The organism is Terriglobus tenax (assembly GCF_025685395.1).
Classification (GTDB): domain Bacteria; phylum Acidobacteriota; class Terriglobia; order Terriglobales; family Acidobacteriaceae; genus Terriglobus; species Terriglobus tenax.
The window spans coordinates 2,363,589-2,386,289 of record NZ_JAGSYA010000004.1 but is presented as its reverse complement, the minus strand read 5'-3'; the positions used below and the strand labels follow the sequence as shown (position 1 = coordinate 2,386,289).

18 protein-coding genes and 1 pseudogene are annotated in these 22,701 nt (G+C 60.6%); 11 read left to right on the top strand and 8 right to left on the bottom strand.

Annotation, left to right across the window (positions count from 1 at the left end; genetic code table 11):
- The 4 genes from OHL13_RS15625 to OHL13_RS15610 all read right to left on the bottom strand — a co-directional run bounded on the left by OHL13_RS15625 (position 1) and on the right by OHL13_RS15610 (position 3,076).
- Positions 1 to 393, bottom strand: coding sequence for a DoxX family protein (locus OHL13_RS15625; RefSeq protein WP_263411057.1), 393 nt, complete (start codon positions 391 to 393; stop codon positions 1 to 3).
- Positions 394 to 475: 82 nt separating this feature from the next.
- Positions 476 to 1,318, bottom strand: coding sequence for an acetyl-CoA carboxylase, carboxyltransferase subunit beta (gene accD / locus OHL13_RS15620; RefSeq protein WP_263411056.1), 843 nt, complete (start codon positions 1,316 to 1,318; stop codon positions 476 to 478).
- A 52-nt stretch (positions 1,319 to 1,370) separates the two neighbouring features.
- Positions 1,371 to 2,051, bottom strand: a complete 681-nt coding sequence (locus OHL13_RS15615; protein ID WP_263411055.1) for a hypothetical protein — start codon at positions 2,049 to 2,051, stop codon at positions 1,371 to 1,373.
- 47 nt (positions 2,052 to 2,098) lie between these two features.
- Positions 2,099 to 3,076, bottom strand: a complete 978-nt coding sequence (locus tag OHL13_RS15610; RefSeq protein WP_263411054.1) for a cytochrome D1 domain-containing protein — start codon at positions 3,074 to 3,076, stop codon at positions 2,099 to 2,101.
- Between the two features lie 76 nt (positions 3,077 to 3,152).
- Here OHL13_RS15610 and OHL13_RS15605 point away from each other — a divergent pair, with 76 nt between their 5' ends.
- The 5 genes from OHL13_RS15605 to rsfS are packed head-to-tail and all read left to right on the top strand — an operon-like array spanning position 3,153 to position 7,972.
- Positions 3,153 to 5,159 (top strand): M13 family metallopeptidase, encoded by a 2,007-nt coding sequence (locus tag OHL13_RS15605; RefSeq protein ID WP_263411053.1) that lies wholly within the window; start codon positions 3,153 to 3,155, stop codon positions 5,157 to 5,159.
- A 56-nt stretch (positions 5,160 to 5,215) separates the two neighbouring features.
- Entirely contained in the window at positions 5,216 to 5,815 is a 600-nt protein-coding gene (gene nadD, locus OHL13_RS15600; protein WP_263411052.1) for a nicotinate (nicotinamide) nucleotide adenylyltransferase, read from the top strand.
- A 9-nt stretch (positions 5,816 to 5,824) separates the two neighbouring features.
- A complete protein-coding gene (locus OHL13_RS15595; RefSeq protein WP_263411051.1) occupies positions 5,825 to 6,871 on the top strand; it encodes a metallophosphoesterase family protein in 1,047 nt (348 codons plus the stop codon).
- Positions 6,872 to 6,883: 12 nt separating this feature from the next.
- Complete coding sequence (locus OHL13_RS15590; RefSeq protein WP_263411050.1) at positions 6,884 to 7,348, top strand: carboxymuconolactone decarboxylase family protein; 465 nt, start codon at positions 6,884 to 6,886, stop codon at positions 7,346 to 7,348.
- A 60-nt stretch (positions 7,349 to 7,408) separates the two neighbouring features.
- The gene (gene rsfS / locus OHL13_RS15585) at positions 7,409 to 7,972 is read left to right on the top strand and encodes a ribosome silencing factor (RefSeq protein WP_263411049.1); all 564 of its coding nucleotides are present in this window, start codon (positions 7,409 to 7,411) and stop codon (positions 7,970 to 7,972) included.
- Positions 7,973 to 8,044: 72 nt separating this feature from the next.
- Here rsfS and OHL13_RS15580 read toward each other — a convergent pair whose 3' ends face one another.
- Positions 8,045 to 11,170: a hypothetical protein gene (locus OHL13_RS15580; RefSeq protein ID WP_449649500.1), complete on the bottom strand. Its 3,126-nt coding sequence runs from the start codon at positions 11,168 to 11,170 to the stop codon at positions 8,045 to 8,047.
- 84 nt (positions 11,171 to 11,254) lie between these two features.
- Positions 11,255 to 11,578 (bottom strand): annotated as a pseudogene (locus OHL13_RS18765) (carboxypeptidase-like regulatory domain-containing protein); the annotation flags it as partial.
- Positions 11,579 to 11,846: 268 nt separating this feature from the next.
- Here OHL13_RS18765 and OHL13_RS15575 point away from each other — a divergent pair.
- The 3 genes from OHL13_RS15575 to OHL13_RS15565 are packed head-to-tail and all read left to right on the top strand — an operon-like array spanning position 11,847 to position 13,772.
- Complete coding sequence (locus tag OHL13_RS15575) at positions 11,847 to 12,290, top strand: 23S rRNA (pseudouridine(1915)-N(3))-methyltransferase RlmH (RefSeq protein WP_263411047.1); 444 nt, start codon at positions 11,847 to 11,849, stop codon at positions 12,288 to 12,290.
- A 4-nt stretch (positions 12,291 to 12,294) separates the two neighbouring features.
- Complete coding sequence (cobO, locus tag OHL13_RS15570) at positions 12,295 to 12,840, top strand: cob(I)yrinic acid a,c-diamide adenosyltransferase (RefSeq protein WP_263411046.1); 546 nt, start codon at positions 12,295 to 12,297, stop codon at positions 12,838 to 12,840.
- 5 nt (positions 12,841 to 12,845) lie between these two features.
- Complete coding sequence (locus tag OHL13_RS15565; protein WP_263411045.1) at positions 12,846 to 13,772, top strand: LysR family transcriptional regulator; 927 nt, start codon at positions 12,846 to 12,848, stop codon at positions 13,770 to 13,772.
- Positions 13,773 to 13,832: 60 nt separating this feature from the next.
- On the opposite strand, the gene OHL13_RS15560 is transcribed toward OHL13_RS15565, so the two are convergent.
- Positions 13,833 to 16,358 carry a zinc-dependent metalloprotease gene (locus OHL13_RS15560; protein WP_263411044.1) on the bottom strand — a complete coding sequence of 842 codons (2,526 nt, stop codon included), beginning with the start codon at positions 16,356 to 16,358 and terminating at the stop codon, positions 13,833 to 13,835.
- A gap of 229 nt (positions 16,359 to 16,587) precedes the next feature.
- Between OHL13_RS15560 and OHL13_RS15555 the strand changes: the two genes are divergently transcribed.
- Together OHL13_RS15555 and OHL13_RS15550 are read left to right on the top strand one after the other, a co-directional pair.
- Positions 16,588 to 17,535 (top strand): heme-binding domain-containing protein, encoded by a 948-nt coding sequence (locus OHL13_RS15555; RefSeq protein ID WP_263411043.1) that lies wholly within the window; start codon positions 16,588 to 16,590, stop codon positions 17,533 to 17,535.
- On the top strand, positions 17,532 to 17,996 hold the full coding sequence (locus OHL13_RS15550) for a cytochrome P460 family protein (protein ID WP_263411042.1): 465 nt from the start codon (positions 17,532 to 17,534) through the stop codon (positions 17,994 to 17,996). The genes OHL13_RS15555 and OHL13_RS15550 overlap by 4 nt, the downstream gene beginning before the upstream one ends.
- 4 nt (positions 17,997 to 18,000) lie before the next feature.
- On the opposite strand, the gene obgE is transcribed toward OHL13_RS15550, so the two are convergent.
- On the bottom strand, positions 18,001 to 19,095 hold the full coding sequence (gene obgE, locus OHL13_RS15545; RefSeq protein ID WP_263411041.1) for a GTPase ObgE: 1,095 nt from the start codon (positions 19,093 to 19,095) through the stop codon (positions 18,001 to 18,003).
- A 205-nt stretch (positions 19,096 to 19,300) separates the two neighbouring features.
- Between obgE and OHL13_RS15540 the strand changes: the two genes are divergently transcribed.
- Positions 19,301 to 22,594, top strand: coding sequence for a TonB-dependent receptor (locus tag OHL13_RS15540; RefSeq protein WP_263411040.1), 3,294 nt, complete (start codon positions 19,301 to 19,303; stop codon positions 22,592 to 22,594).
- Positions 22,595 to 22,701: the final 107 nt, after the last annotated feature.

The window sequence follows — 22,701 nt, the reverse complement described above, 5'->3', positions numbered from 1 at the left end:
CTACCGTTTGACGGGAAAGACCGTGCGCAGGCGCGGCTCCTTCAGATAAAGCCCGATCCAGACAGCGATACCGAAAGCCGTCGGAGCAAGCCACTGCATCGGCTGATGCGCGAGGATGTGCGCCATGGCGGCCGCTCCAAGATAGGCGGTGAGCAGGATGCCGCCCACAACCTCTGTGGCAGGGATCAGCGCCATCAAACCGCCAAGCAGGGCGACCGTGCCCATGAAGGGAAGCAGGCTCTCCGGAAAGCCGAACTGCTTCAGGCCCTCAACCACCATCTGCGCGTGACGCAGGGAGTTGATGCCGCCGGAGAGGATGAAGAGTGAGGGAATCCAGACCAGGATGCGACCGGTCCAGAGTGCTGCCTTGGAGGTGCCTTCAGTTACGGACATCAGAGGGAAGATCCTTTTGCGGGGGATCGGTTCCAACTGGCGGAACCGTCCCGCAAGGATACGAAAGTCCTACTGACAGAGGCTAGCTGGTTTTCATAAAACTGAAGGCGCGGATCAGGTAGTCCTTCAGGCCGGTACGCGGGACGACCGCGTCCAGGAAGCCATGCTCCAGCAGGAACTCGGAGCGCTGGAAGCCTTCGGGAAGCTTCTGGCGGATAGTCTGCTCGATAACGCGCGGGCCGGCAAAACCGATCAGGGCACCGGGCTCGGCGATGTTCAGGTCGCCCAGCATGGCAAAGCTGGCCGTGACGCCGCCCGTGGTCGGGTCGGTCATCAGCGAGATGAAGGGGATCTTTGCCTCGTCCAGCCGCGTCAGCGCAGTGGAGACCTTGGCAAGCTGCATCAGGCTGGCAATGCCTTCCATCATGCGCGCTCCGCCGGAGGCCGAGACGATGACCAGAGGCGATTTCGTCTCGTAGGCGCGGTCCACGGCGCGGGCAATCGTCTCACCCACGACGGAACCCATGGAGCCGCCGATAAAGCCGTACTCCATGACCGAAAGCACCACGTTATGCGGACCCATCTGGCCGACAGCGTTGATGATGGCGTCGTTCAGGCCGGTCTTCTTGCGGGCCTGGTCCAGACGGGTGCTGTACTTCTTCAGATCAGTGAACTGCAGCGGATCGGTCGAGCGCAGTTCCAGGTCCACCAGTTCGTAGCCCGGCTCCAGTAGCATCGCAATGCGCGTGCGTGCGTCGATACGGAAATGCTTGCCGCACTTGGGGCAAACATACTGATTGGCCTCAAGATCGGCCTTCCAGATCACCTGACGGCAGCCGTCACACTTGATCCACAGACCTTCCGTGCGGACCGTCTTCTCCGACTCGTTGATGATCTCGTTCTCTTCGCGCTTAAACCAGGACATCTGTGTAGGAAACCGCCTTGTGTATTTTACCGGAGCGCCCGTTTCGGTGCAGCTACCGGGCCACGCGCTGGCGTCCCCGCCGCATCATGCCGGAGATACCGCCCATCAAAGCAAGAAACAACGTGATGTAGATGGCGCGCATGGCGAACTCGGAAAGCATCTGCCCGGCGTGCCCCTCGGGCGAGCGCAACAGGGAGAAGATCAGGTACTGTTGCTTCGCGTCAATGCCGAGTTTTTTGTAGAAGTCTGCCAGAGCCGTGAGCATGGCCGCGAAAGCCGTATCCAGGACGTCTCCACGGTGCAGGACATACCGCTGAATCACCATGAACAGCGCCGTAGAAAACGTGGAGAGAAACGAGATGGCAAGCCCGGTAACCAGGCCGATGCGCGCTCCAATGCCGCCATCCATGGGCCGATTGGGAGCCGGCTTCAGGTAGAACCAGAGCGTGGTGGTGGCCGCCGTCAGAATCCAGAGGAAGCGCGCCACGCTGAGCACGGGCACCAGCACGGCAAGCGCGGATAGAACCGCCGCCGCCGCGGCAACCATCAGCGCCGACAGCAGGGCGCGGTGCCAGTCAATACGAGCAAGGCTCTGCGCGGCAGGAAGAACGGAAGCGATCCCCTGCTCCTCTACCTGGTCGGCCGAGACATACAACTGTGCAGCGCCGCAGTGCGGGCAGAAGGCTGAATCGCCCGGGAATAACTGGTGGCACCGGTGGCAGGTAACGTCCATGCTTCTAAAAGGCTAGCAGAGCAGGAGCAGCCGTGCTGACGCACCGGTCACTTTGCTGAAACCAGCACCATGCCGTCAGCGCCCTTGCCCGCGAAGATGCTCTTCACCGGCTCGCGCGTGGCCATGTCGATCACGTCAATGGTGCCCGACCGCAGACTGGAAACATAGGCGTGCTTGCCGTCTCGATCAATGACCACCGCCTGCGGATACTCGCCGACCGCAATGGTCTTGGTCACTTTCATGGTGGGCAGATCCAGAAAGACCAGCTTGTTGGCATGGACCTGGCACAGCAGCAGAGTTTTGCCGTCAGCGGTAATGGCGCCGCCGTAACCTTCACTGGGCAGCGGGACATACTCCTTCACCTTGTTGGTCGCTGTATCAATCACTGCCAGACGGGGAGATTCCTGGTCTGAGGTGAAGACGTACTTGCCGTCGCTGGTAATGGTGATGCGCTGCGTGTTCTTCGAGATGGGAATAATGGTGACCAGCTTCTTCGCATCCAGGTCAAGCACGGACACGGTGCCAGGACCGACATTGGCGGTGTAGGCGCGCTTGCCGTCAGGCGAGAGTACGAACATGTGCGACTCCGCCTGCCCGGTGGGAACGGAGTAGAGCACCTTGTAGCTTTTGGGGTCGATGGCCGTAATGCTGTGGTCAAGCTCGGTGCTCACCCAAAGCACGTTGCGATGCGTGTCATAAACCGGCTTGTGCGGTCGTACGCCATGGCCAAGGTCAATGGTGTGAACAATCTTGTGCGAGGCGATGTCGACGACCTGGATCGTCGAACCGTCCGTGCCCGGCTTCCCGACGCCCGCGTTGCCGTACATAGGAATGTAGGCGAGCTTGCCGTCGGGCGATGTGGTGATCTCATGCCCGGTGACACCGTTCTCCGGAATGGTATCGGTCACCTTGCCGGTCGCGGTGTCAATGTAAGCCAGGCTGCGGTCCGTCTGATTGGTGACCAGCAGGGTGGACTGGGCCAGGGCAGAGGTAGCGAAGAGCGTAGCGGCAAGAGCGATTTTCATGGGAGCCAAGGATAGCAGGAAAACCGTATCCCTGGCGCCGGGGAAGACGGTATCCTTGGCCCATCAAGGAGCTTTCATGAAACGTTTTGCCGCGGTATTGCTGAGCTGTGTCTTACTGCCCGTTTCCACCTTCGCCCAGCAGGGCGCGCGTGTGCAGGATATCGATAAGTCGCTCTCCCCTTGCGACGATTTCGATAACTATGCCAACGGCCAGTGGCGCAAGCAGAATGCCATGCCCGCCATCCAGACCAGCTGGGCGCTGCGCACGGTTACGCAGGAAGAGACCACCGCCAAGCTGCGCGGGTTGCTGGACGAAGCCTCGTCGAAGAAGCAGACCACGGGCAGCACAGAGCAGTTGATCGGCGACTTCTACGGTTCGTGCATGGATGAGGCGGCGGTGAACGCCGCGGGACTTAAGCCGCTGCAGCCCACACTGGCAAAGATTGATGCACTCCAGGACGCGCGAGCCGTGCAGGCGGAGATGATTGAGTTGATGAAGGTGGGCATTCATGCACCGCTCAACATCAGCTCCTCGCAGGACCCGCACGCTCCGCTGAATACGATTGCCGACATCAGCCTGCGCGGACTTGGCCTGCCGGACCGCGACTACTACCTGCGGAACGAGCCGCGCTACAAGGCCATCCGCGAGAAGTACATGGCGCATGTGCAGAAGATGTTTGTGCTGGCAGACTATAGCGAGGCACAGGCACAGGCTGCGACCGATGCCGTGCTGAAGATTGAGACCAGCCTGGCCGAGGCGCGGCTGTCGCGCGTGGAGCTGCGCGAGCCGAAGAACACGGACCATCCCATGCAGTTTGCGGAGCTGGCGAAGCAGTACCCCGGCTTCGACTGGGCGGCGATGTACAAGGCGCTGAACGTTCCAGCGGGCAAGCTGAATCTTAGCCAGCCGAAGCTGACCTCTGCATTTCTGGCAGACCTGAAAGGCACCTCGGTTGCGGAGTGGAAGGCCTACCTTCGCTGGCATGTGCTGCATGCCAATGCCGCGTACCTGCCTGCCGCGTTTGTGGATGAGAACTTCGCTTTCTTTGGCACCGTGATGACCGGCGTGAAGGAACAGAGGCCGCGCTGGCAGCGTTGCAGCCGCCTGGTGGATGCACAGCTTGGCGAGGCGCTGGGCAAGAAGTATGTTGAGGTGTATTTCTCGCCCGAGGCCAAGGCCCGTGCGCGCGAGATGGCCGTCAACATTGCGGAGCAGCTGAAGCTGAGCATCACCAGCAACGACTGGATGACCGCGGCCACCAAGGCTAAAGCGCTTGAGAAGGTGAGCGCGCTGAATATCAAGGTGGGTTATCCGGACAAGTGGAAGGACTACTCCAGCATAAAGATCAGCCGCGCCAGCTTTCTGGGAGACGTGATGTCCACACAGGCGTTTGCGGTGCGCGACGACCTGGCGCTGATTGGCAGGCCGCTCGACCGTGGCCGCTGGGAGATGACTCCGCCCACCATGAACGCTTACTACAATCCGCAGATGAACGAGGTGGTGGTGCCGGCCGGCTATCTCCAGCCGCCGGGCTTCAATCCGAAGGGGCTGGACGCCATCAACTACGGCGCCATCGGCGTGACAATTGGCCACGAGATCAGCCACGGCGTGGATGACGAAGGCGCGCAGTTTGCCGCCGATGGATCGTTGACCATGTGGTGGACTCCGGAGGACTTTGAGAAGTTCAAGGCAAAGACCGCATGCACCACGCAGCAGTATGACAACTACTTCATCGAACCCGGTATCCACCACAACGGCAAACTGGTGACGGGTGAGGCTCTGGGCGACCTGGGCGGTGTGAATCTTGCGTATCGCGCGTATGAAAAATCGCGCGAAGGCAAAGGCCCCGAACCAACAGTCGACGGCCTGACACCGGAGCAGCAGTTCTTCCTGGCAGAGGCACAGTGGCGCGGCGCTCTGGTGCGCCCTGAGGCGGCCCGCAGCCAGGTGCAGGTGGACCCGCATCCGCTGGGCAAGTGGCGCGTGCTGGGGCCGCTGAGCAACATGCCGGAGTTTGAAAAGGCATGGAGCTGCAGGAAGGGCAATGCCATGGTGCGCGAGGAGAAGTGCAGGGTCTGGTAGCGGGCTCCATCCCCTTTTCTTCGGGAACCTTCCACACCGGATAAACTCTCCATACCATGCAGCGCATCGGCATCTTCGGTGGAACCTTCGATCCTCCGCACATTGGTCACGTCGCCGTGGCGTGCGCTGCCGTGGATGCCTTTGCCCTGGATGCTGTCTGGTGGATGCCTGTCGGCCATCAACCGTTGAAGTCCCGCCCTCCTTCGGCGAGCTATGCGCAACGGCTTGCCATGGTGCAGCTCACCTGCGAGATGGATCCGCGTTTTTCCGCAAGTAACGCCGACGCTCCGCGCAGCGACGGGCAGGCAAACTACACCGTTGACCTGTTGCAGGCGCTGGCGGCGGAGCACCCTGACTGCGCATGGTGGAACATTGTCGGCGCGGACAGCTTTCTGGACCTTCTCCGCTGGAAGCAGCCCGAGCGGCTGCTGGAGCTGGCCGAATGGATTGTTGTTTCGCGCCCGGGATTTGAGCTTTCGAAGATCGCTTCCATGGGGCTTACGCCACGGCAGCGCGAGCGGGTTCACCTGCTGGCCGAGGTGGACGTGCCTGTCTCCGCCACCGCGCTACGCGAAGCACTGGCCCGTGGAGAGCGACCTGTGGCCATTCCATCCAGGGTACTTAAGTTCATCGAAGAGCAGGCGCTCTACCGATAGACTGACGTTGTGAAACGTCTTTTCTCCCTGCTGCTGCTCGTGTTCGCCTGCTCAACGCTCCACACGCAGGAGCCGGTACGCTTCTTCCAGTTCACGGACGCGCACCTGTTCGACGACGGCGACAAGATGCCGCGCGAGGAGGCCTTCAAGGTAGCCGCCGACGATCGCCGCGCCTTTCGCTGGGCCATCGCCGCTATGAACGCCAGTGACTTCCATCCGGACTTCGCCGTCTTCACCGGCGATCTTGGCCTGCAGAATGTGGACTTTTCGCAGTCACGCTGCGCGGCAACACCCGTGCCGCTGGACGCCGAGGGGCTGCCGCCGTTTCGCCTGGACAACGCCGTGGAGGAGGTGGCCGACCTGCTGGCGCCGCTGAAGGTCACACGCATCTTCTTCGTCGCCGGCAACAACGACGTCATCCACGAACGCATCGCCGACGCCAGCCGCTTCAGCTGCTTCCTGGCGTTGCTGCAGGAGCGTATGAAGGTCAAGCATGGTGCGGAGGTCTATCCTCTGTTGACCAGGAACGCCTTTGTCATCCGCGGCCTGCGGTTTGCAGGCATGGATACGGTCAGCATCAAGTCAAAGGACAACTTTGCCTCGCCCTGCGGCATAGCGCCAGAGCCGATCAACTGCCCGCACGAGCAGATCAGCCTGATCGGCGATCTGGCTGACGACTCGCCGCAGCCTCTGGTCATCTTCACCCATGCGCCTGACCTGATCGATCCCTACCGCAAGCATCCCGTGTGGGACATTGACGACGCGCTGCGCAAGGACTGGGAGCAGACCGCATGCGGGCCGAAGGTCATCGGCATCTTCACCGGGCACTTCCATGACAGCGCATTGTCGACGTATGCTGGCGTCGACAATGCGCTGGCGGTCAATCCCTGCGTTGCCGCGAAGACCCGCGTTGCGCCTCCGCTCAGCGGCAAATACCAGCTGAACACGGCAGACCAGGCCCGCGGATTTTTGCGAGTCACCATCAGCCCGGCCGGCATCCAGAGTGTAGATGCCAGTTGGTACACCTCGCAGACAGTCGTACCGCCGGCGAAGTAAGGAGAAACACCCATGCACGAACAACGCATCAACTACCCGGCAGCGTTTCCTGAAGGCTTGAAGGCCCTGACGCAGCTTGGACACGTGATCAACAACAGCGGGCTGGAAGCCAGCCTGATGGAGCTGGTGAAGATGCGCTCATCGCAGCTGAATGGCTGCGCCTTCTGCATCGACATGCATAGCAAGGACGCCATGGCCGCCGGCGAGACCACGCAGCGGCTATTCGCCCTGGACGCATGGCGCGAGACCACCTTCTTCACCCCCCGCGAGCAGGCAGCCCTGGCCTGGACCGAGGCGATCACCAATATCCAGCAGGGACACGCTCCCGATGCCGTCTACGCGCAGGTGAAGGCGCAGTTCACTGAGGGCGAGATTGTCCGGCTGACCCTGGCGATCACCCAGATCAATACCTGGAACCGGCTGGCCATTGCCTTTCGTCCACCGGCAGGCAATTACCAGCCACCAAAACATGGCTAGCAGGAAACCTGCGCGATTCGGTACGATGTCCTATCCTTGAGGATGTACTGAAGGAGAAGAATGGCGACCAACGAGAGCAAGCAATTGGTTCTGGCCGCAGCGGAAGCGGCCGACAGCAAGAAGGCTGAGGACATCCGTATCCTCGAGCTTGACCCCTCAGAGAGCGGTCTGTGCGACTACTTCCTGATCTGCAACGGCACCAACGAGCGCCAGAACGACGCCATCTCAGACGAGATTGAGCTGCAGCTGAAGCGCCAGTTCGGTGTGTATCCGAACTCGGTCGAAGGCCGCAAGCAGGCCGAATGGATCCTGATGGATTATGTGGACTTCATCGTCCACATCTTCTCCCCGGAGAAGCGTGAGTTCTACGGCCTGGAGCGGCTGCGCAAGTCGGCCACGACGATCTCCGTTGCGGAGATGCACGAGGATCTGGCGGCGAAGTCGAAGGCTGTACGCGCGAAAAAGACCGTAGCCAAGAAAGCCGTAAAGAAAACGGCAACAAAGGCCGCGGCGAAGAAGGCTCCAGCAAAGAAAACTGTTGCCAAGAAGGCCGTGGTGAAAAAGGCTGCTGTGAAGAAGACAGTTGCCAGGAAAGCTGTAAAGAAAGCCGCGAAGAAGCGCTAGGCTGATTTCCGGCTCCAGAAAGCAAAAAGGCCGCCCTTTCGGGCGGCCTTTCTGTTGGTTGATGACTTCGAGTTAGAAATCGTACCGCAGGCTCATCTGCGTGATACGCGGATCAGCGGCCGAGGTGGACTTACCGAAGTTGGCGTTGTTGGTGTCGCCAATCGGGTTATCGAAGTTGGTGTGGTTGAAGATGTTGAAGAAGCTCGCCTGGAAGGTGAACGTGTGACGCTCCGTGATGTGGAAGCGCTTGATTGCACCGAGGTCCAGGTTGATGTAACGCGGTCCGTAGATGCTGTTACGCTGCACCGGAACATCGCACCAGGTAGTCGGGCAGGTGTACTGGCCCCAGGTTCCGGCCGTAATGAAGCCTTCTGCCGGGCTGACATTGTGGTTGATCGAGTTGCGCGGATTGCCCGTGCCACGATAAACCGCCAGTTCCACACCGGTCACGCCATCCTTGTTCGGATCGTAGGTGCTCGAACCGTTCTTGATGTAGATCGGCGTACCGCTGCGCCACTTGAAGATCGGCGACACAGCCCAGCCACCCAGCAGTAGGTTGTTCTTCTTCCACTGCGACTCGATGTTCGAGGTCACAACCAGGTTGTGGCGAACGTCAAAGTCAGCCGCGCCATACTGGTAGCGCGGATTGTAAGGCGAAACGATGCCGGTTGCGCCACCCTTGACGGTGAACACATCCGAGATCTGGTCCATCGCCTTGGAGTAGGTGTAGTTCGCCAACAGCTGGACGCCCTTCGCGTAGCTCTTACGAAGGCTGACCTGGCCACCGTTGTAGTTGGAGCCAAACAGGTTCGTACGGAAGTTGTCGTTGTTGAAGACGGAAGTCGGACGAGCCGTGCTGTAACCGTTCGGGTAACCCTGTGCGGCGCACTTCGTCTGCTGCGTACCGGTAACACCGGCGGGGCAGGCAACGCGGCCTTCAAAGGTGTTGATGTTCATCAGGCCAATCAGTTTGCGGCCGAATGTACCAACATACGCAGCTTCCAGGACATAGCCCTTGAAGCCCGTCTCTACGCTCAGGTGAGCCTGCTCGTAGTAAGCGGTTACAAGGCGCTGGTCAATGTGACGCGGTACCGGCTTGGCGCCGGCGACGGCCAGGGCAGCATTGCCAGTGAACGGAGCCTGGTAGACCTGGCTGCGCAGCGTGGAGCCGATAACACCCGAACCCGCACCATAGCCATACGCGTTATCGACAAAGCGAGGAGCGTTGAAGCGGATGTTTTCATAGACGTTGTTGTACAGGCGGTCGTAGCCGATACCGAAGCCGGCACGCAGAACCAGCTTGCCGTTGCCCATGGTGTCATACGCCAGACCAACACGCGGGGCAAAGTTGTTCGTGTCCTTGTTCCAGATATCGCTGTCCTTCTGGATGAAGGATGCGCCCTGTGTGGCAGCGAGCAGCGGTGTGTTCGGCAGGTTGGGGTTGCCGGTCGCCGTTGGGGTTCCGAAGTTTCCAAAGTAAACGTTGGAATCGAAGCCCTTCTTGAAGTTATGCGGCGGTCCGAAGTACTCCCAACGGACGCCATAGTTCAGGGTCAGGCGGCTGTTGGCCTTCCAGTCATCCTGGATGTAGGCCGCAAACTCCTTCGCGCGATAGCCACGATACGGATCCGGAGCAGAATTGGTGGTTGGATCCAGCGAGGCGCTGGCCATGTAGAGGCTGCCAAGAGTCGACGGGCCACCCAGGATAGCGTTCAACTGGTCCTGATCCGCCAGGCCGTCGGTCGCAAGACCTTCCACCGACCATGGGATCACGGTTCCGTTCACATCGTTATAGAACGACGAACCGTTCCGTGTACGAACGAAGCGGAAACCGCCCTTGATGGTATGCGTTCCTGCGCTGCGGGTTACGGAACCTTCATAGGCGAACTGGTTATCCGTGAAGTACTGCGGGAAGCCAGCCGTTGCACCAAAGCCGGTCGACAGCGAATCGGCGGCGTAGATGGAAGGAACGCCCTCTGTTCCAGGGGCAGAGAAGTTAGACACGTGACGGAGATAGCTGGCCTTTGCCATCGTGATCAGGCGCGGAGTCCAGGTACGCGTCCAGGTCGTGCCAAAGATCTGCGAACCGCCGATATTGTTATAAGCCGGTCCAGGCGTGGAGTCGCCACCGCCATTGTTGAAGGCGCTGTTGTACAGATCAACAATGTAGGTGAACGCCAGCTGGTCCTTGTCGGTCAGCTTGTGGTCGATCTTCATGCTGCCGCGGTTCTGGTTCGTAGTCTGCGAGGACACAATGCCGGCAAGTCCATACACCGGAACCGGGAACAACGTGGTGATGGTCTGGTCGCAGGCAGCGTTGTAGCAACCGTTCGACGAGAGAAGACCCTGCGCGATATTGCTGAAACCAGACGTAGCAAGAGGGAACGAACTGGGATACTTCGCCAGCAGCGCCCTAAAGACAGGACCCTGTGTACCGGAATTCGTCAGCGCTCCGGCGCAGTTTCCACCTACCCAATTGGAGCCCGAAGGGCTGCCCAGATTCAGAGGGCATGCGCCCACCTGAGCAAAGTGATTCCCGTCGCTGTCAGTCGTAACCGCGGTGTTCTGCTGCGTGGTGCCTTCCATGAAGGTGCGGTACGCACCGCTGCCGACAAAATTCAGGAACTGCTGCGTGGTGGCGGTTACGACCGAGGGAGTTCCCTCGCGGAAGCGGTGAACTTCCAGGGTCGCGAAGAAGAAGGTCTTGTCCTTGAAGATCGGTCCGCCAATGGAGCCGCCGAACTGGTTACGGACGCGGTGATCGCGCAGGCCGTTCTGGTTGGAGAAGTAGCTGTTAGCCGCCAGCGTCTGAATACGGTTGTACTCAAACAGCGAGCCATGCCACTGGTTGGTACCGGACTTCAGCACGGTATCCGTCGCGAAACCGCCTGCGCGGCCATACTCTGCGGGAGGAACGTGCGTCAGAACGCGATACTCCTGGATGGCATCCGGGGAGATGGAGGTCACAGCGCCGCCGCGGCCGAAGGTGAAGCCGCCCCCGCCCTGGCCCTGGTCATTGTTATCAAAACCATCGACGAGGAAGTTACCGGTACCCGTACGGGCGCCGTTCACGGCGAAACCACGGCCGGTTGCACCGCTGTCAGGGCTTGCACCGGCTACGAGCGAAACAAACTCGTTCTGGGTACGCGATTCAAGCGGGGAGCTCTTCCAGACAGAAGAATCGACGACCTGCGACATTGCGGAGGTCTCGGTCTGCACCTGCTCGGCGCTTCCGCCTTCTACGGAGACAACAACCGACTCCGAACCGACCGACAGCGTTACATCTTCGCTGGTCGCGGTGCCTACAGAGGTCGTAATGTTCTTGATCTCGGACGAGGAGAAGCCCGAAGCTTCAACCTTGACGTTGTAACCAGAGGTAACGCGCAGATTCAGAAACTGATAACCACCCTGAGAATTGGTGGTAGCGGTACGGGTCTCGCCCGTAAGCGTGTTAGTCAGCGTAACCGTGGCACCGGTAACCGCCGCCTTGGAGGGGTCCGTTACGGTTCCAACGATCGTACCCAGACCAGCAGTTGTCTGGGCCTTCAAGGGGCCTGTGCAGAGGACCAGCCCAAAGAGGATTACAAAAGTGAAAAGCTTCTTCATAGGTTCAGCGCATCTCCCGAAATGGGGTTATGGGAAATTCTGTTTTTGTGAGCTTTTATTAGTCTTAGGTCGTGCTTAATTTGGGCTCACTCGCCAGATTTTTAGATGGACATCGGTGTAGCAATACTTATGCCAATCCCGCGGAAAGCTGCAAACGCTTGCATACACGGGGCTTCCCATCCAAAACGATGAGCAAATTCACCCTTGGTTATATGATTTATGGAATGTTCACAATTCCTGCTATTGAAAATTGGATGAATCCGCAATTGTGAAGCTCTCTTTTGTCACGATCGCCGCCGGTTCTGACCGCACCGTGGACACCCAGGTGGCGGAATATCTGCGCCGCACCACCCGGTTTGCCCCCGTGGATGAGATCGCGCTGAAGTCAGAAAAAGAGTTTGTGGAGCGGGTGGAGCGTGAGAGGCGCGATGGCGCCGTGCTTGTCATCCTGCTGGACAGCCGGGGAAAGCTCTTGACATCAGAAGAATTTGCCGCCGAACTGGGGCAGGCACGCGACGGCGGCAAGCGACGGGCGCTGCTGGCCATTGGGCCTCCGGACGGCTGGTCGCCGGCCACACTGAAGCTGGCGGGTATGACGCTCTCCCTGGGCCGGATGACACTGCCGCACCAGCTGGCGCGACTGGTGCTGGCGGAGCAGGTGTACCGCGCCTTCACTATCCTTGCCGGGCACCCGTACCACAGCGGACACTAGCAGTATGAACGAAGACGCCTCCTCGAAACGAGGTCTGGTCCTCATTAACACCGGCCCGGGCAAGGGCAAGACCACCGCAGCCCTGGGAACAGCGCTGCGTGCCGCCGGAAACGGTATGCGGGTGCTGGTGCTGCAGTTCCTGAAGGGAAGCTGGCACCATGGCGAACAGGACTCGATTGCCACCTTTGGCGAAGACTTCCAGATCAGGCAGTTGGGCCGCGGCTTTGTGAAGGTAGGCGGGGCGGAGACCGATCCGGAAGACCTGCGCATGGTGGAAGAGGGCTGGGCAATGTGCCGGGAAGCACTTCTCTCCGGCGACTGGGACATGGTCGTTCTGGACGAGATCAACTACGTGATCAGCTATGGGATGCTGGCCCCCGAGCCGGTCGTGGAAGCCCTGAAGCAGCGCCCGGAGATGGTGCATGTCATCCTGACGGGGCGCAATGCGCACCCGTCGCTGGTAGAGCTGGCCGACACCGTCACCGAGATGCGCGAGGTGAAGCACGCCTATCAGAAGGGCATCCTGGCGCAGCGGGGAATCGAGTTCTAGCTCCCATGGAAAACTTTCGCCTGCGCGTCTTCCGTTCCGTGTCCCGGCATTTGAACTTCCGCCTGGCCGCCGAAGAGCTCCTGCTGACGCAGCCCGCCGTCACGCAACAGATCAAGGCGCTGGAGACGGAGCTGGGTGTCTCGCTGTTTGACCGCTCTGCCGGTCGTGTGACACTGACGCCTGCGGGCAAGGCTCTGGTCCCCTATGCGGAGCGGCTGCATGACCTGGCGCAGGAGGCACAGGCCGCCGTCGCGGCCACCACCGGCATTGTCGCGGGCAATCTGTCGGTGGGGGCGTCGCAGACCATTGGGCAGTACCTTCTGCCCGGCTTCCTTGCCGCATTTCTGAAGCGGTCGCCGTACGCGCACCTTGAAATGAGCTACGGCAACACGCAGCAGATGCTGGAAGAGCTGCGCGCCGGGAAGATTGAGGTCGCTCTGATTGAAGGTCCGGCAACGGGACATGACCTGAAGATCACGCCTTTCCTGGAAGATCACATGGTCTGCATTGTGCCGCCTCACCATGCGTGGGCCGACAAGAAGATTCCCGTGTCAGACCTGCCGCATGCGGTGCTTCTGCGCCGCGAACTCGGCTCCGGGTCACGCCGTATTGTGGAGCGCGCATTGAAGGTCGCGGGCGTAAAGCTGACCGGCCTGAACAACGGGCTGATCTTTTCCTCGACCGAAGCACTGCTTTCGGCCGTCGAAGCTGGTTTAGGCATCGCCTTTGTTTCACGCTGGGCAGTGCGGAACCAGTTGACCCTGGGCACGCTGAAGCTGGCACATATGGATGGGCTTTCCCTGCGCCGGACCTTCTCGCTGGCAACCGTGGCCGGGCCTGCACTGCCGGAGACGGCCCAGAGCTTTTGCGACCTGGTGTTGACCCATGCGGCGGAGCTCGCTCCGCGGCCCACCGGGCGGCCTGCTTCCTGACGAAAAAATGCCGGTCCGTGAGGACCGGCCTATCGGGTTATTCAGGCGGAGACCAAGGGTTTAGATTGGAGCTCCTGCCGGAATCTGGTTGTGATCGACACTGGGGCGACGGCCCGGAGCCGCGGGAGCCGCAGCCGGAACGGCAGCTCCACCGCGAGCGCCGCCTGCTCCACCCGCCGGTGCAAAGGCGGCGGAGTAGAAGGCTTTCGCTTCAGCACTCAAGCTGTCATTCTTTGCCTGGTCCGCGGCATAGCCGCGCAGCTTGGCAACCGCCTGCGCGGCAAGTCCCTTCACCTCAGGCGTTACGTCACTGCTGGTGCTCAGCGCCTGCAGATGTTCCAGCACCGCGTAGTCGATAGCGAACTTCGACTGCTCGGCCAGGCCTGTCTGCGCAGACGACTTCCAGGTCGCGTCAATAGTCGCATCCAGCACCTCGCCCAGCGAAGGCATCTTCGCATCGCGGGCGTGGAACTGCGTCAGGCGCACTGCGCGTGCCGGGTCCAGCAGGGCATCGAGCGTGATGGTGGCCGCAACACGAACCGGAGCGATGGGATCAAACGCATCGCCGGCGTAGCCGGTAAAGCTCTCGCGGGTGCGCGGCAGGGACGGAGGACGAGGCGGCATCAGACCGATGACCGACTCCGGCAGCGTCAACTCCGCCGGATTCAGCGTCGACAGAATCGCCTTCACCGCTGCGCGCTGCGCCTCCGGAGAAACCATCGGTGCGATCTGCTGACCATCGCCACGAACAGCGTAGCGGTAGTCCTCACCGGCGACGGACTGCGCCGCGGCTTCCACCTGGTAGCGGTGGATGAGGTAGACGGGAACCAGCGTGTCTTCCAGCTCCGCCATGGGACGTCCATGCTTGATGGCGGCGTCAGAGAAGTTCTTCATCGCGACGGCGCGCACCTTCCACAGGCGTTCCAGTTCCTTGGCGGAGTCGGGGCCGTTGTCCCACTGCGACGAGTGCGGATGGATGGTCGAGGGGCCGTTGTCCGTCAGGAAGTACATGCCCTTCTTGATGCCGTCCTGCAGGATCTTCTCGAGACCAGCCTTCTCCTGCTCCGCTGTATAGCTGGGCGGGAACTGGTGGTACAGGTAGTTGATGGCCTGCTTGTCCCACTGGCCCAGGCCGGGCTCGTAGGCGTGTGACAGGTCAATGTTTCCCTTGGCATCCAGTTGAATGTTGGGGAACGGATAGTCGTCTACCGAGCTACCCAGTCCAAAGGCCGACGATGCATGGTTGTGGCCCAGCCCGATGGTGTGACCGCTCTCATGCGCAGCCAGGTGCCGCATACGCTGCAACACGGTGGCAAGCTGCTGCGGGTCGGGTTTGTCACTGGTCTTGTAGGGCGAGAGCAAGGCTTCAGTGATCAGGTAGTCCTGCCGCTCGCGGCCGCTGGTCAGCGTGACCTCGCACTTGATGGACTCACCCGTGCGCGGGTCATAGACGCAGGCTCCGTTGGAGAAGCCACGCTGCTCCTCCGGTACCCACATGATGACGTTGTAGCGAATGTCATACGGGTCAGCACCTTCGGGCAGAAGCTCAGCCTTCAGGGCATTGGAGAAGCCTGCCGCGAGAAACGCGTCCGACCACCAGCGAAGCCCCTCCAGCAGCGCCGTGCGGACCGGCTCCGGAGCGCCGCGGTCCACGTAGTAGTGGATCGGCTCAACGGGGTCGGAGACCTCGGCGTTGGGGTTCTTCTTGATAAGGCGGAAGCGCGTGATGTAGCGCGTTTCGCGCGACTCGCCCAACGGCTTTGACCAGTCAGAGTAGGCGTTGTTCACCAGCTGGCCGGCACGCTGGTCCCAGATGCGCGGTTTGTACTGGTTGTCCGGCAGCTCAATCAAGGACTGGCGAACGGTCAGGCTGACGTTGTTGGCGTCAGGCGAAACAGCAGCCAGACCGCTGCCACCCTCACCGCCAAAGAAGCCTCCACCGGAAGGTTCCTTGCCGAAGGTCAACAGCGTTTCGATCTCGGTGTTCTTCGGGAAGTTCTTTGTGTGCGCGTCGATGATGCTGGAACGCGACGGGTCAAGACGGAAGCCGGTCCCCAGGCGCGAGGCGTAGCCAATGGCGTCTCGCATCAGGAAGTCCGTGGCATCCACCAGCACCGCGCCGTTCTCATCCTCGGCCGCGATGGTGAAGCCGCCAATGACCGACTGCGGGAAGCCTTCACGATAGGCCTCTTCCTGCGCGGGTTCGCCCGTCCTGGTCAGCCAGCGCGTGTTCTCGGCCGTCAGCAGCACCTTGGGGCCAAGACGCGAAAAGTGAACAAGCTGTCCCTGCTGGATGGCTCCGCGATTGACGCCTGCTCCGGTACCGGAGGCGCTGTGCTTGATATAGAGGAACTGCTTGTCCCATTCCTTGATCTCAAGGTAGAGATGCGCGGTTTTGGCGTCGTAATAGAGAGGAAGGAAACCATCCTTCTTTTCCAGCGATGCCGTGCGCTGCGCAAGGGTGGGCACAGGGCCTCCGGCAGCCGGCGCATCTCCGCCGGCTGCGCGCCGTTGCGCAACCGCCATGGGAAGAGTGGAGAACAGCAGAGCCGCAGAGACACCGCGGCGGACAAACGATCGGATCATCGAAAGCCTCATCAAGTGTTGTTCTGAAACAGCGATAGAAGGATCTTTGTTCGCTGCGGGAAACCCGCGCGGACAATGCCAGAGATGTACAGATATCCCACTGGACGTACCACTTTGAAGAAAGGTTTCAGGCCTGTCCCGAAAAGAGAAACATACTGAGAACACCCCCAAATGGGGGCGGACGTCTCTCCTGTCCTCGCATCAGAATTGGGGAGAGGTACAAAACAAGATGGCCCGCATGCACTTTCTGGCAGGCACGGGCGCAGTTCTTCTGGTTCTGGGCTGCGCCATGCAGGCATATCGACCGAAGCTTGAGAACCCACCCGTTACGGCGGAGGTCCAGGCACCGGACGAGGTCAAACACATCCTTCGGCAACGCTGCTACAGCTGCCACTCCAACGAGACGCAACTGCCCTGGTACGACAAGGTTGCCCCGGCGTACTGGATTGTGCAGCACGATGTGACCGAAGGCCGTGAGCACCTGAACTTCTCCACCCTTGGATCAAAGCCCGCCGCTGCCCAGCGCGCAGCGTTGTTTGAAGGCGTCAACATGATTCAGCTCGGCGCCATGCCGTTGCCGAGCTACCTCGCCGTGCATCGCGGAGCCGGGGTAACACCGGCCGAGCTGGCCACGCTGCGGCATTATCTTGAGACGCCACCTCCTGCGGCACCGCAGACCACGGCGGCCGCTCCGGATGATGAGGCGCAGTACAAACACTGGCTTGTGGCCGGCGAGATGCCGCTGCGTGTGCAGCCCGAATGGAACGGCGTTCCCTTCATGCCGGAGTACAAGGACTGGAAGCCCATCAGCAGCACCGACCGCTGGGACAACCACACCATGCGGCAGATTCTTGGCAACGAGATCGCACTAAAGGCGATCGCAGAAGGCAAGATCGACGACTGGCCCGATGGCACCGTCTTTGCCAAGGTGGCCTGGTACCAGAAGCCCGACGGCAAGGGAGGCATTACAACCGGCGCCTTCCAGCAGGTGGAACTGATGATCAAGGACAGCAGGAAATACGCCTCCACCGAAGGCTGGGGCTGGGGCCGCTGGCGCGGAGACGACCTGAAACCCTATGGCAAGGATGCTCACTTCCAGAACGAGTGCATCAGCTGCCACGAACCCGTGCGCCATGCCGACCACGTCTTCACCATGCCGATTGCAGGTGCCCAATGAAGCGAATTCTTGCCCTACTTCCGCTGACTCTTCTGCTGGGTGGTTGCGGCCCGAAGCCACCGAAGGCCGCCTACCCGGAATTAAACGAGACTGCCACTCTGAACGGATCACTGCCGTGGAACCCGCGGAGCGGACGAGTCATTACCTCGTGGATCAACCCGGGACAATCCATGACCACGCTTTATGGCGACGACACCGCCGTGAACTACGCCCGCTCGCACGCCGACGGCAAATATCCCTTTGGAGCAAAGCTGGGTGCCGTGACCTGGAAGCAGCAGGAGGATCCGCGCTGGTTTGGCGGCCGCATCCCCGGCCAGGTGGCGCGGGTGGAGATTGTGGTTTCCAACGGAGCGGGCGGCAGCTACACGAAGTATGAAGGAGCTCCGCTAAAGCCAGTGCCAGGCAGTGATCCGGAGCGGGCGCAGTTCCTTCTGGAACAGCGCGCCGCTGTCATGCCGTAGAAACTTACCGTGTCCTGGAACTTGGCGGAGGGGGAGGGAACGGCTTCGGCAGGACCGGAGGCACGTACTCTTCTTCGCTCGCCGGGTCAGGACGGTGCTCCTCAACCAGCTTGGCGATCGCGTACTTCAGCGGATCCAGACCCTCGCCGGTGACAGCCGAGATGGAATAGAAGGGAAGCTTGCGGCGCTTGGCGAAGGCCTGCAGCTTCTTCAGCTTGTCCGGGTTGGCGGAGTCAATCTTCGCGGCGACGACAATCGTCGGCTTCGAATCCAGCCCATGGCCGAACTCGGCCAGTTCCTTGGTGATGGTCTTGAAGTCTTCGACCGGGTTCTCGCGGCCGCTGGCGTCGGAGACATCGACCAGGTGCACAAGGACCGAGGTGCGCTCAATGTGGCGCAGGAACTGGATACCGAGGCCCGCACCCTGCGATGCGCCTTCAATCAGTCCCGGCACATCGGCAATGGTGAACGACGAGGTATGCGGGTACTCACCGATCTTGACGACGCCAAGATTCGGCTCCAGCGTGGTGAAAGCGTAATCGGCGATCTTCGGCTTGGCGGCGCTCAGGCGGGAGATCAGCGTGGACTTGCCCACATTGGGATAGCCCACCAGGCCGGCATCGGCCAGCAGCTTCAGCTCCAGGCGGTAGTGGCGCTCTTCGCCGGCGCGGCCCAGCTCATGCTCCAGCGGAGCCTGGTGGGTGGAGGTGGCGAAGTGCTGGTTGCCGCGTCCGCCACGGCCTCCGCGGGCAATGCAGATGGTCTCATTGACGCGGGTGAAGTCGTGGATCAGTTCGCCGGTGTCGGTGTCGTAGATCTGCGTTCCGACAGGAACTTCGAGCGTGATGGGTTTGCCGGCGGCGCCGGAGCAGTTGGAACCCTCGCCGTGAGTTCCACGGCCCGATTTGTACTCAGGATTGAACCGGAAGTGGACCAGCGTGTTGTGGCTGGCCGAGCTGGTCATGTAGATATTGCCGCCATGACCTCCATCGCCGCCTGACGGGCCTCCCCGGGGAACGAACTTCTCACGGCGGAAGGCCATGCAGCCATTGCCGCCATCGCCCGCCTTGACCCGGATTTTTGCCTCATCGATAAACATTACGCTGCGCTTTTCCTCAACTTCCTCGACTTACTAGTGTACCGAAGGTTCATCGGCATGAAAAACACCTTGAATTTTCTGTTTACAAGCCATTCATGGTGGTGTGCCATGTTGGAAGTAGTGCCCTTTTCCTGAAAGTTCTGTAAGAGGCATGCCCGGCCAGCTACCGCTGGCTGAGGGCGCATTGATGTTTTTCGGAGGCAGCATGAGTAAATTGAGAGGCTTTCTTGGTTTGGCCGCTGTGGCCACACTTGGTCTAAGTCTGAACGCAGTGGCCCAGTCGACCACGCAAGGTGCCATTTCCGGTACCGTGTTTGACGCGACGGACGCGGCTATCAGCAACGCTAAGATCACCATCCATAACGACGGAACCAACCAGGACGTCGTTTTGACCAGCGCCGGCGGCGGTGAGTTCAAGGCCCCGCTTTTGCCCCCTGGCACCTACACCGTCACCGTCGACGCAACTGGCTTCTCGGCGTCGAAAACCACCCAGGTCATTGTTACCGTCGGCAACGTCACCACGCTGAATCCGCACCTGGCGACCGGCAGCACCGAGCAGACCGTTGAAGTGGTCGCCGACATCCCGGCCATCGACTTCTCCTCGGCGACCTTTGGCGGCCACCTCAGCACCAGCGAAATCGCGAACATCCCGATCAACAACCGCCGCTGGTCCTCGCTTGCGCTGACCACCCCGGGCGTCACCAACGATGCTTCGGGTTTCGGCCTGCTCAGCTTCCGCGGCATCCCCTCGGTCCTGAACAATGTTCAGATTGACGGTACTGACGACAACCAGGCCTTCTTCTCCGAAGAGCGTGGACGTACGCGCGCAGGCTACTCGATCTCGCAGGTTTCAGTGCGCGAGTTCCAGGTGATGACCGGCGTTTACTCCGCGGAATATGGCCGCGCCGTAGGCGGCGTGGTGAACTCAGTCACCAAGTCCGGCGGAAACCAGTTGCATGGCGAGGTTTACTTCTTCCACCGCAACGACAAGACCAGCTCGAAGAACGAGAAGACGACGCTGACCACGCTGAACCCGACGACCAACACCTACACTCCGCAGGTGATCCGTCCCAAGGACAAGCGTAATCAGTACGGCTTCGGCGTAGGCGGTCCGCTCATCAAGGACAAGCTCTTCTGGTTCTACGCGTTCGACGTCTTCGACCGTCAGTTCCCGGGCATCGCAGTTTCGGGTAACCCTTCCACCTTTTACTCGGCGACAGCCGGCCCCTGCCAGACCTCCGGCTTGCTGACCGCTACTGGCGCCAGCCTGGCGCAGTGCAACGCTGCCCTGGCTGACCTGAACACTGACCTGGGTTCGGTGCCGCGTTACGGCCACCAGAACATCAACACTCCGAAGCTGTCGTGGGTCATTTCGCCCAAGCACACGCTGGACGTTTACTACCACCGTCTGCGTTGGGATTCGCCCGGCGGCGTGCAGACGCAGGCAGCTCTCTCCTACGCCCGCGACTCCTTCGGTACCGACTTCGTCAAGCTGGACTACGGCATCGCCCGTCTCAGCTCGCTGATCAACAACCACATGACGAACGAGCTGCGTTACCAGTACGCTCGCGAACTGAACTGGGAAGGTCAGCAGCCTTACACCGACTACTCCAAGAACCACCTGGTCGGCGCGAACGGTGTGACGACGTATGCGTCCATCACGGCCTCCGCTGGTGGTTTCAACCTTGGATCGCCCTACTATAGCTATCGCACCGCCTATCCTGATGAGCGCAAGTGGCAGATCGGTGATACGGCTTCCTACCAGTTCGGCAAACACACCCTTCGCTTTGGTGTGGACTTCGTTCATAACTACGACATTCAGAACAACCTTTACCAGAGCAACGGCTCCTACAGCTATGCCAACGTAGGTCTGTATCTGGCCGACATCCTGAAGCCCTCGGGCGCTTGCAACCCGCTGACCTCTTCCGGAACTCCCACCCTCAGCGCGACCGGTACCGCCGGATGCCACAGCGGTCTGTCGCAGGGCTTCGGACCACAGGCCTTCGACCTGGCCACGCTGGACTCCGCCTACTTCGTCCAGGACGACTGGAAGGTCACGCCGTCACTGACCCTCAATCTCGGTGCACGGTATGACTACGAGTCCTACCCGGGGCCGTACGCTTCTGCTGTCAACTCTGCTGTTCCGCAGCAAACAAACCACCCTACGGACAAGAACAATATCTCTCCGCGTATCGGTTTTGCGTGGGATCCGTTCGGCAAAGGCAAGTCGGTTGTCCGCGGCGGATTCGGCATCTACTACGGCCGCATCATCAATGCCTCGCTGATGAGCGCTTACACCACCACCGGTGGCGCGGGCGGACAGTTGCAGATCACCGCTTATAACGGAACCAACGTCGGAACGACCTCCGCCCCGCAGACCATCAAGTTCCCACAGACACTGAGCGCGCGTCCTGGCGGAAATGTATTGCTGGGTGTGTTGTATCTGGACAAGAACCTGCAGAACCCCTACACCGAGCAGTTTGATCTGACGGTCCAGCAGGATCTTGGCAAGCGCAATGTTCTGTCGGTCTCCTACATCGGATCGCTGGGACGTGAGCTACCGAACTTCCTGAATCTGAATCTGGACCCGACACAGACCTACAACGTGACCTACACGCTGGCGGCGAATGCTACGGCTCCGGGGAACTGCCTTGTGGCTGCGTGCGGAACCACTTTCACGCAGAAGGTTTACTCCTCGAGCGTCCGGAACACCGTCGCCAACACCACGACCTCCAACACGCTGAACCCGGCGTACAACCAGATCACGCCGCTGATCAGCAACGTAAACTCGAGCTACAACGCCCTGACGGTCGACGTTACCAACCGCCAGTGGAAGCGCATTTCGTACGACGTGAACTACACCTGGGCACACGCTCTGGATTACGCCCCGAGCTCGTCGACCAGCTTCAGCCCCGGCAACAACTGGCTGGATCCGTACAACCCGCGCTCCAACTACGGAAACTCGAACATCAACGTTCCTCACCGCCTCGTGGGCTGGGCGAACATCAATCTGCCGGGTGTAAAGAGCAATGGTGCTCTTAGCTACCTTCTCAACGACTGGTCCATCAAGCCGCTGATCCAGATGCAGAAGGGTCTTCCGTACTCGGTAGGCACCAGCTCTGGTTCGCCCAGCGCACAGTGCACCAGCGGCACGGCCTGCTTGCAGGCTTACTCCTCCGGCGTGGCTGGTACGGGCGTCAGCTCGTTCATCCCGTTCTTCGGACGTAACCAGCTCTTCGCTCCGCGCAACATCGTTATCGATACGCGCCTGCAGAAGGACTTCCGCATCAAGGAAGGCGTGAGCTTCCAGCTCATGGCTGAGGCGTTCAACCTCGCCAATCACCGCAACATCACCGGTGTGAACAGCGGTGCGTTCTCACTGGCCAACAACACCCTGACCGCGACGACGAACTTCGGAACGCCGTCGAGCTCGGGTGTGAACGGCAACTATGCTTACCAGGTGCGTCAGTTCCAGTTCTCTGGCCGCGTTACCTTCTAACCTGAACAACCCACAAAGGGCGGCGGCTTCGGCCGCCGCCCTTTTTCTTTGCCCAAAACTACTTCCCAAACCGCAAAAAGCTGCGTAGGCTGCAAGTCAGAAGGAAG

Excerpts from the sequence above, each read along its gene's own strand:
- OHL13_RS15625 (WP_263411057.1), bottom strand. The coding sequence starts at position 393 with ATGTCCGTAACTGAAGGCACCTCCAAGGCAGCACTCTGGACCGGTCGC.
- accD (WP_263411056.1), bottom strand. The coding sequence starts at position 1,318 with ATGTCCTGGTTTAAGCGCGAAGAGAACGAGATCATCAACGAGTCGGAG.
- OHL13_RS15615 (WP_263411055.1), bottom strand. The coding sequence starts at position 2,051 with ATGGACGTTACCTGCCACCGGTGCCACCAGTTATTCCCGGGCGATTCA.
- OHL13_RS15610 (WP_263411054.1), bottom strand. The coding sequence starts at position 3,076 with ATGAAAATCGCTCTTGCCGCTACGCTCTTCGCTACCTCTGCCCTGGCC.
- OHL13_RS15605 (WP_263411053.1), top strand. The coding sequence starts at position 3,153 with ATGAAACGTTTTGCCGCGGTATTGCTGAGCTGTGTCTTACTGCCCGTT.
- nadD (WP_263411052.1), top strand. The coding sequence starts at position 5,216 with ATGCAGCGCATCGGCATCTTCGGTGGAACCTTCGATCCTCCGCACATT.
- OHL13_RS15590 (WP_263411050.1), top strand. The coding sequence starts at position 6,884 with ATGCACGAACAACGCATCAACTACCCGGCAGCGTTTCCTGAAGGCTTG.
- rsfS (WP_263411049.1), top strand. The coding sequence starts at position 7,409 with ATGGCGACCAACGAGAGCAAGCAATTGGTTCTGGCCGCAGCGGAAGCG.
- OHL13_RS15580 (WP_449649500.1), bottom strand. The coding sequence starts at position 11,170 with ATGTCGCAGGTCGTCGATTCTTCTGTCTGGAAGAGCTCCCCGCTTGAA.
- cobO (WP_263411046.1), top strand. The coding sequence starts at position 12,295 with ATGAACGAAGACGCCTCCTCGAAACGAGGTCTGGTCCTCATTAACACC.
- OHL13_RS15565 (WP_263411045.1), top strand. The coding sequence starts at position 12,846 with ATGGAAAACTTTCGCCTGCGCGTCTTCCGTTCCGTGTCCCGGCATTTG.
- OHL13_RS15560 (WP_263411044.1), bottom strand. The coding sequence starts at position 16,358 with ATGATCCGATCGTTTGTCCGCCGCGGTGTCTCTGCGGCTCTGCTGTTC.
- OHL13_RS15555 (WP_263411043.1), top strand. The coding sequence starts at position 16,588 with ATGGCCCGCATGCACTTTCTGGCAGGCACGGGCGCAGTTCTTCTGGTT.
- OHL13_RS15550 (WP_263411042.1), top strand. The coding sequence starts at position 17,532 with ATGAAGCGAATTCTTGCCCTACTTCCGCTGACTCTTCTGCTGGGTGGT.
- obgE (WP_263411041.1), bottom strand. The coding sequence starts at position 19,095 with ATGTTTATCGATGAGGCAAAAATCCGGGTCAAGGCGGGCGATGGCGGC.
- OHL13_RS15540 (WP_263411040.1), top strand. The coding sequence starts at position 19,301 with ATGAGTAAATTGAGAGGCTTTCTTGGTTTGGCCGCTGTGGCCACACTT.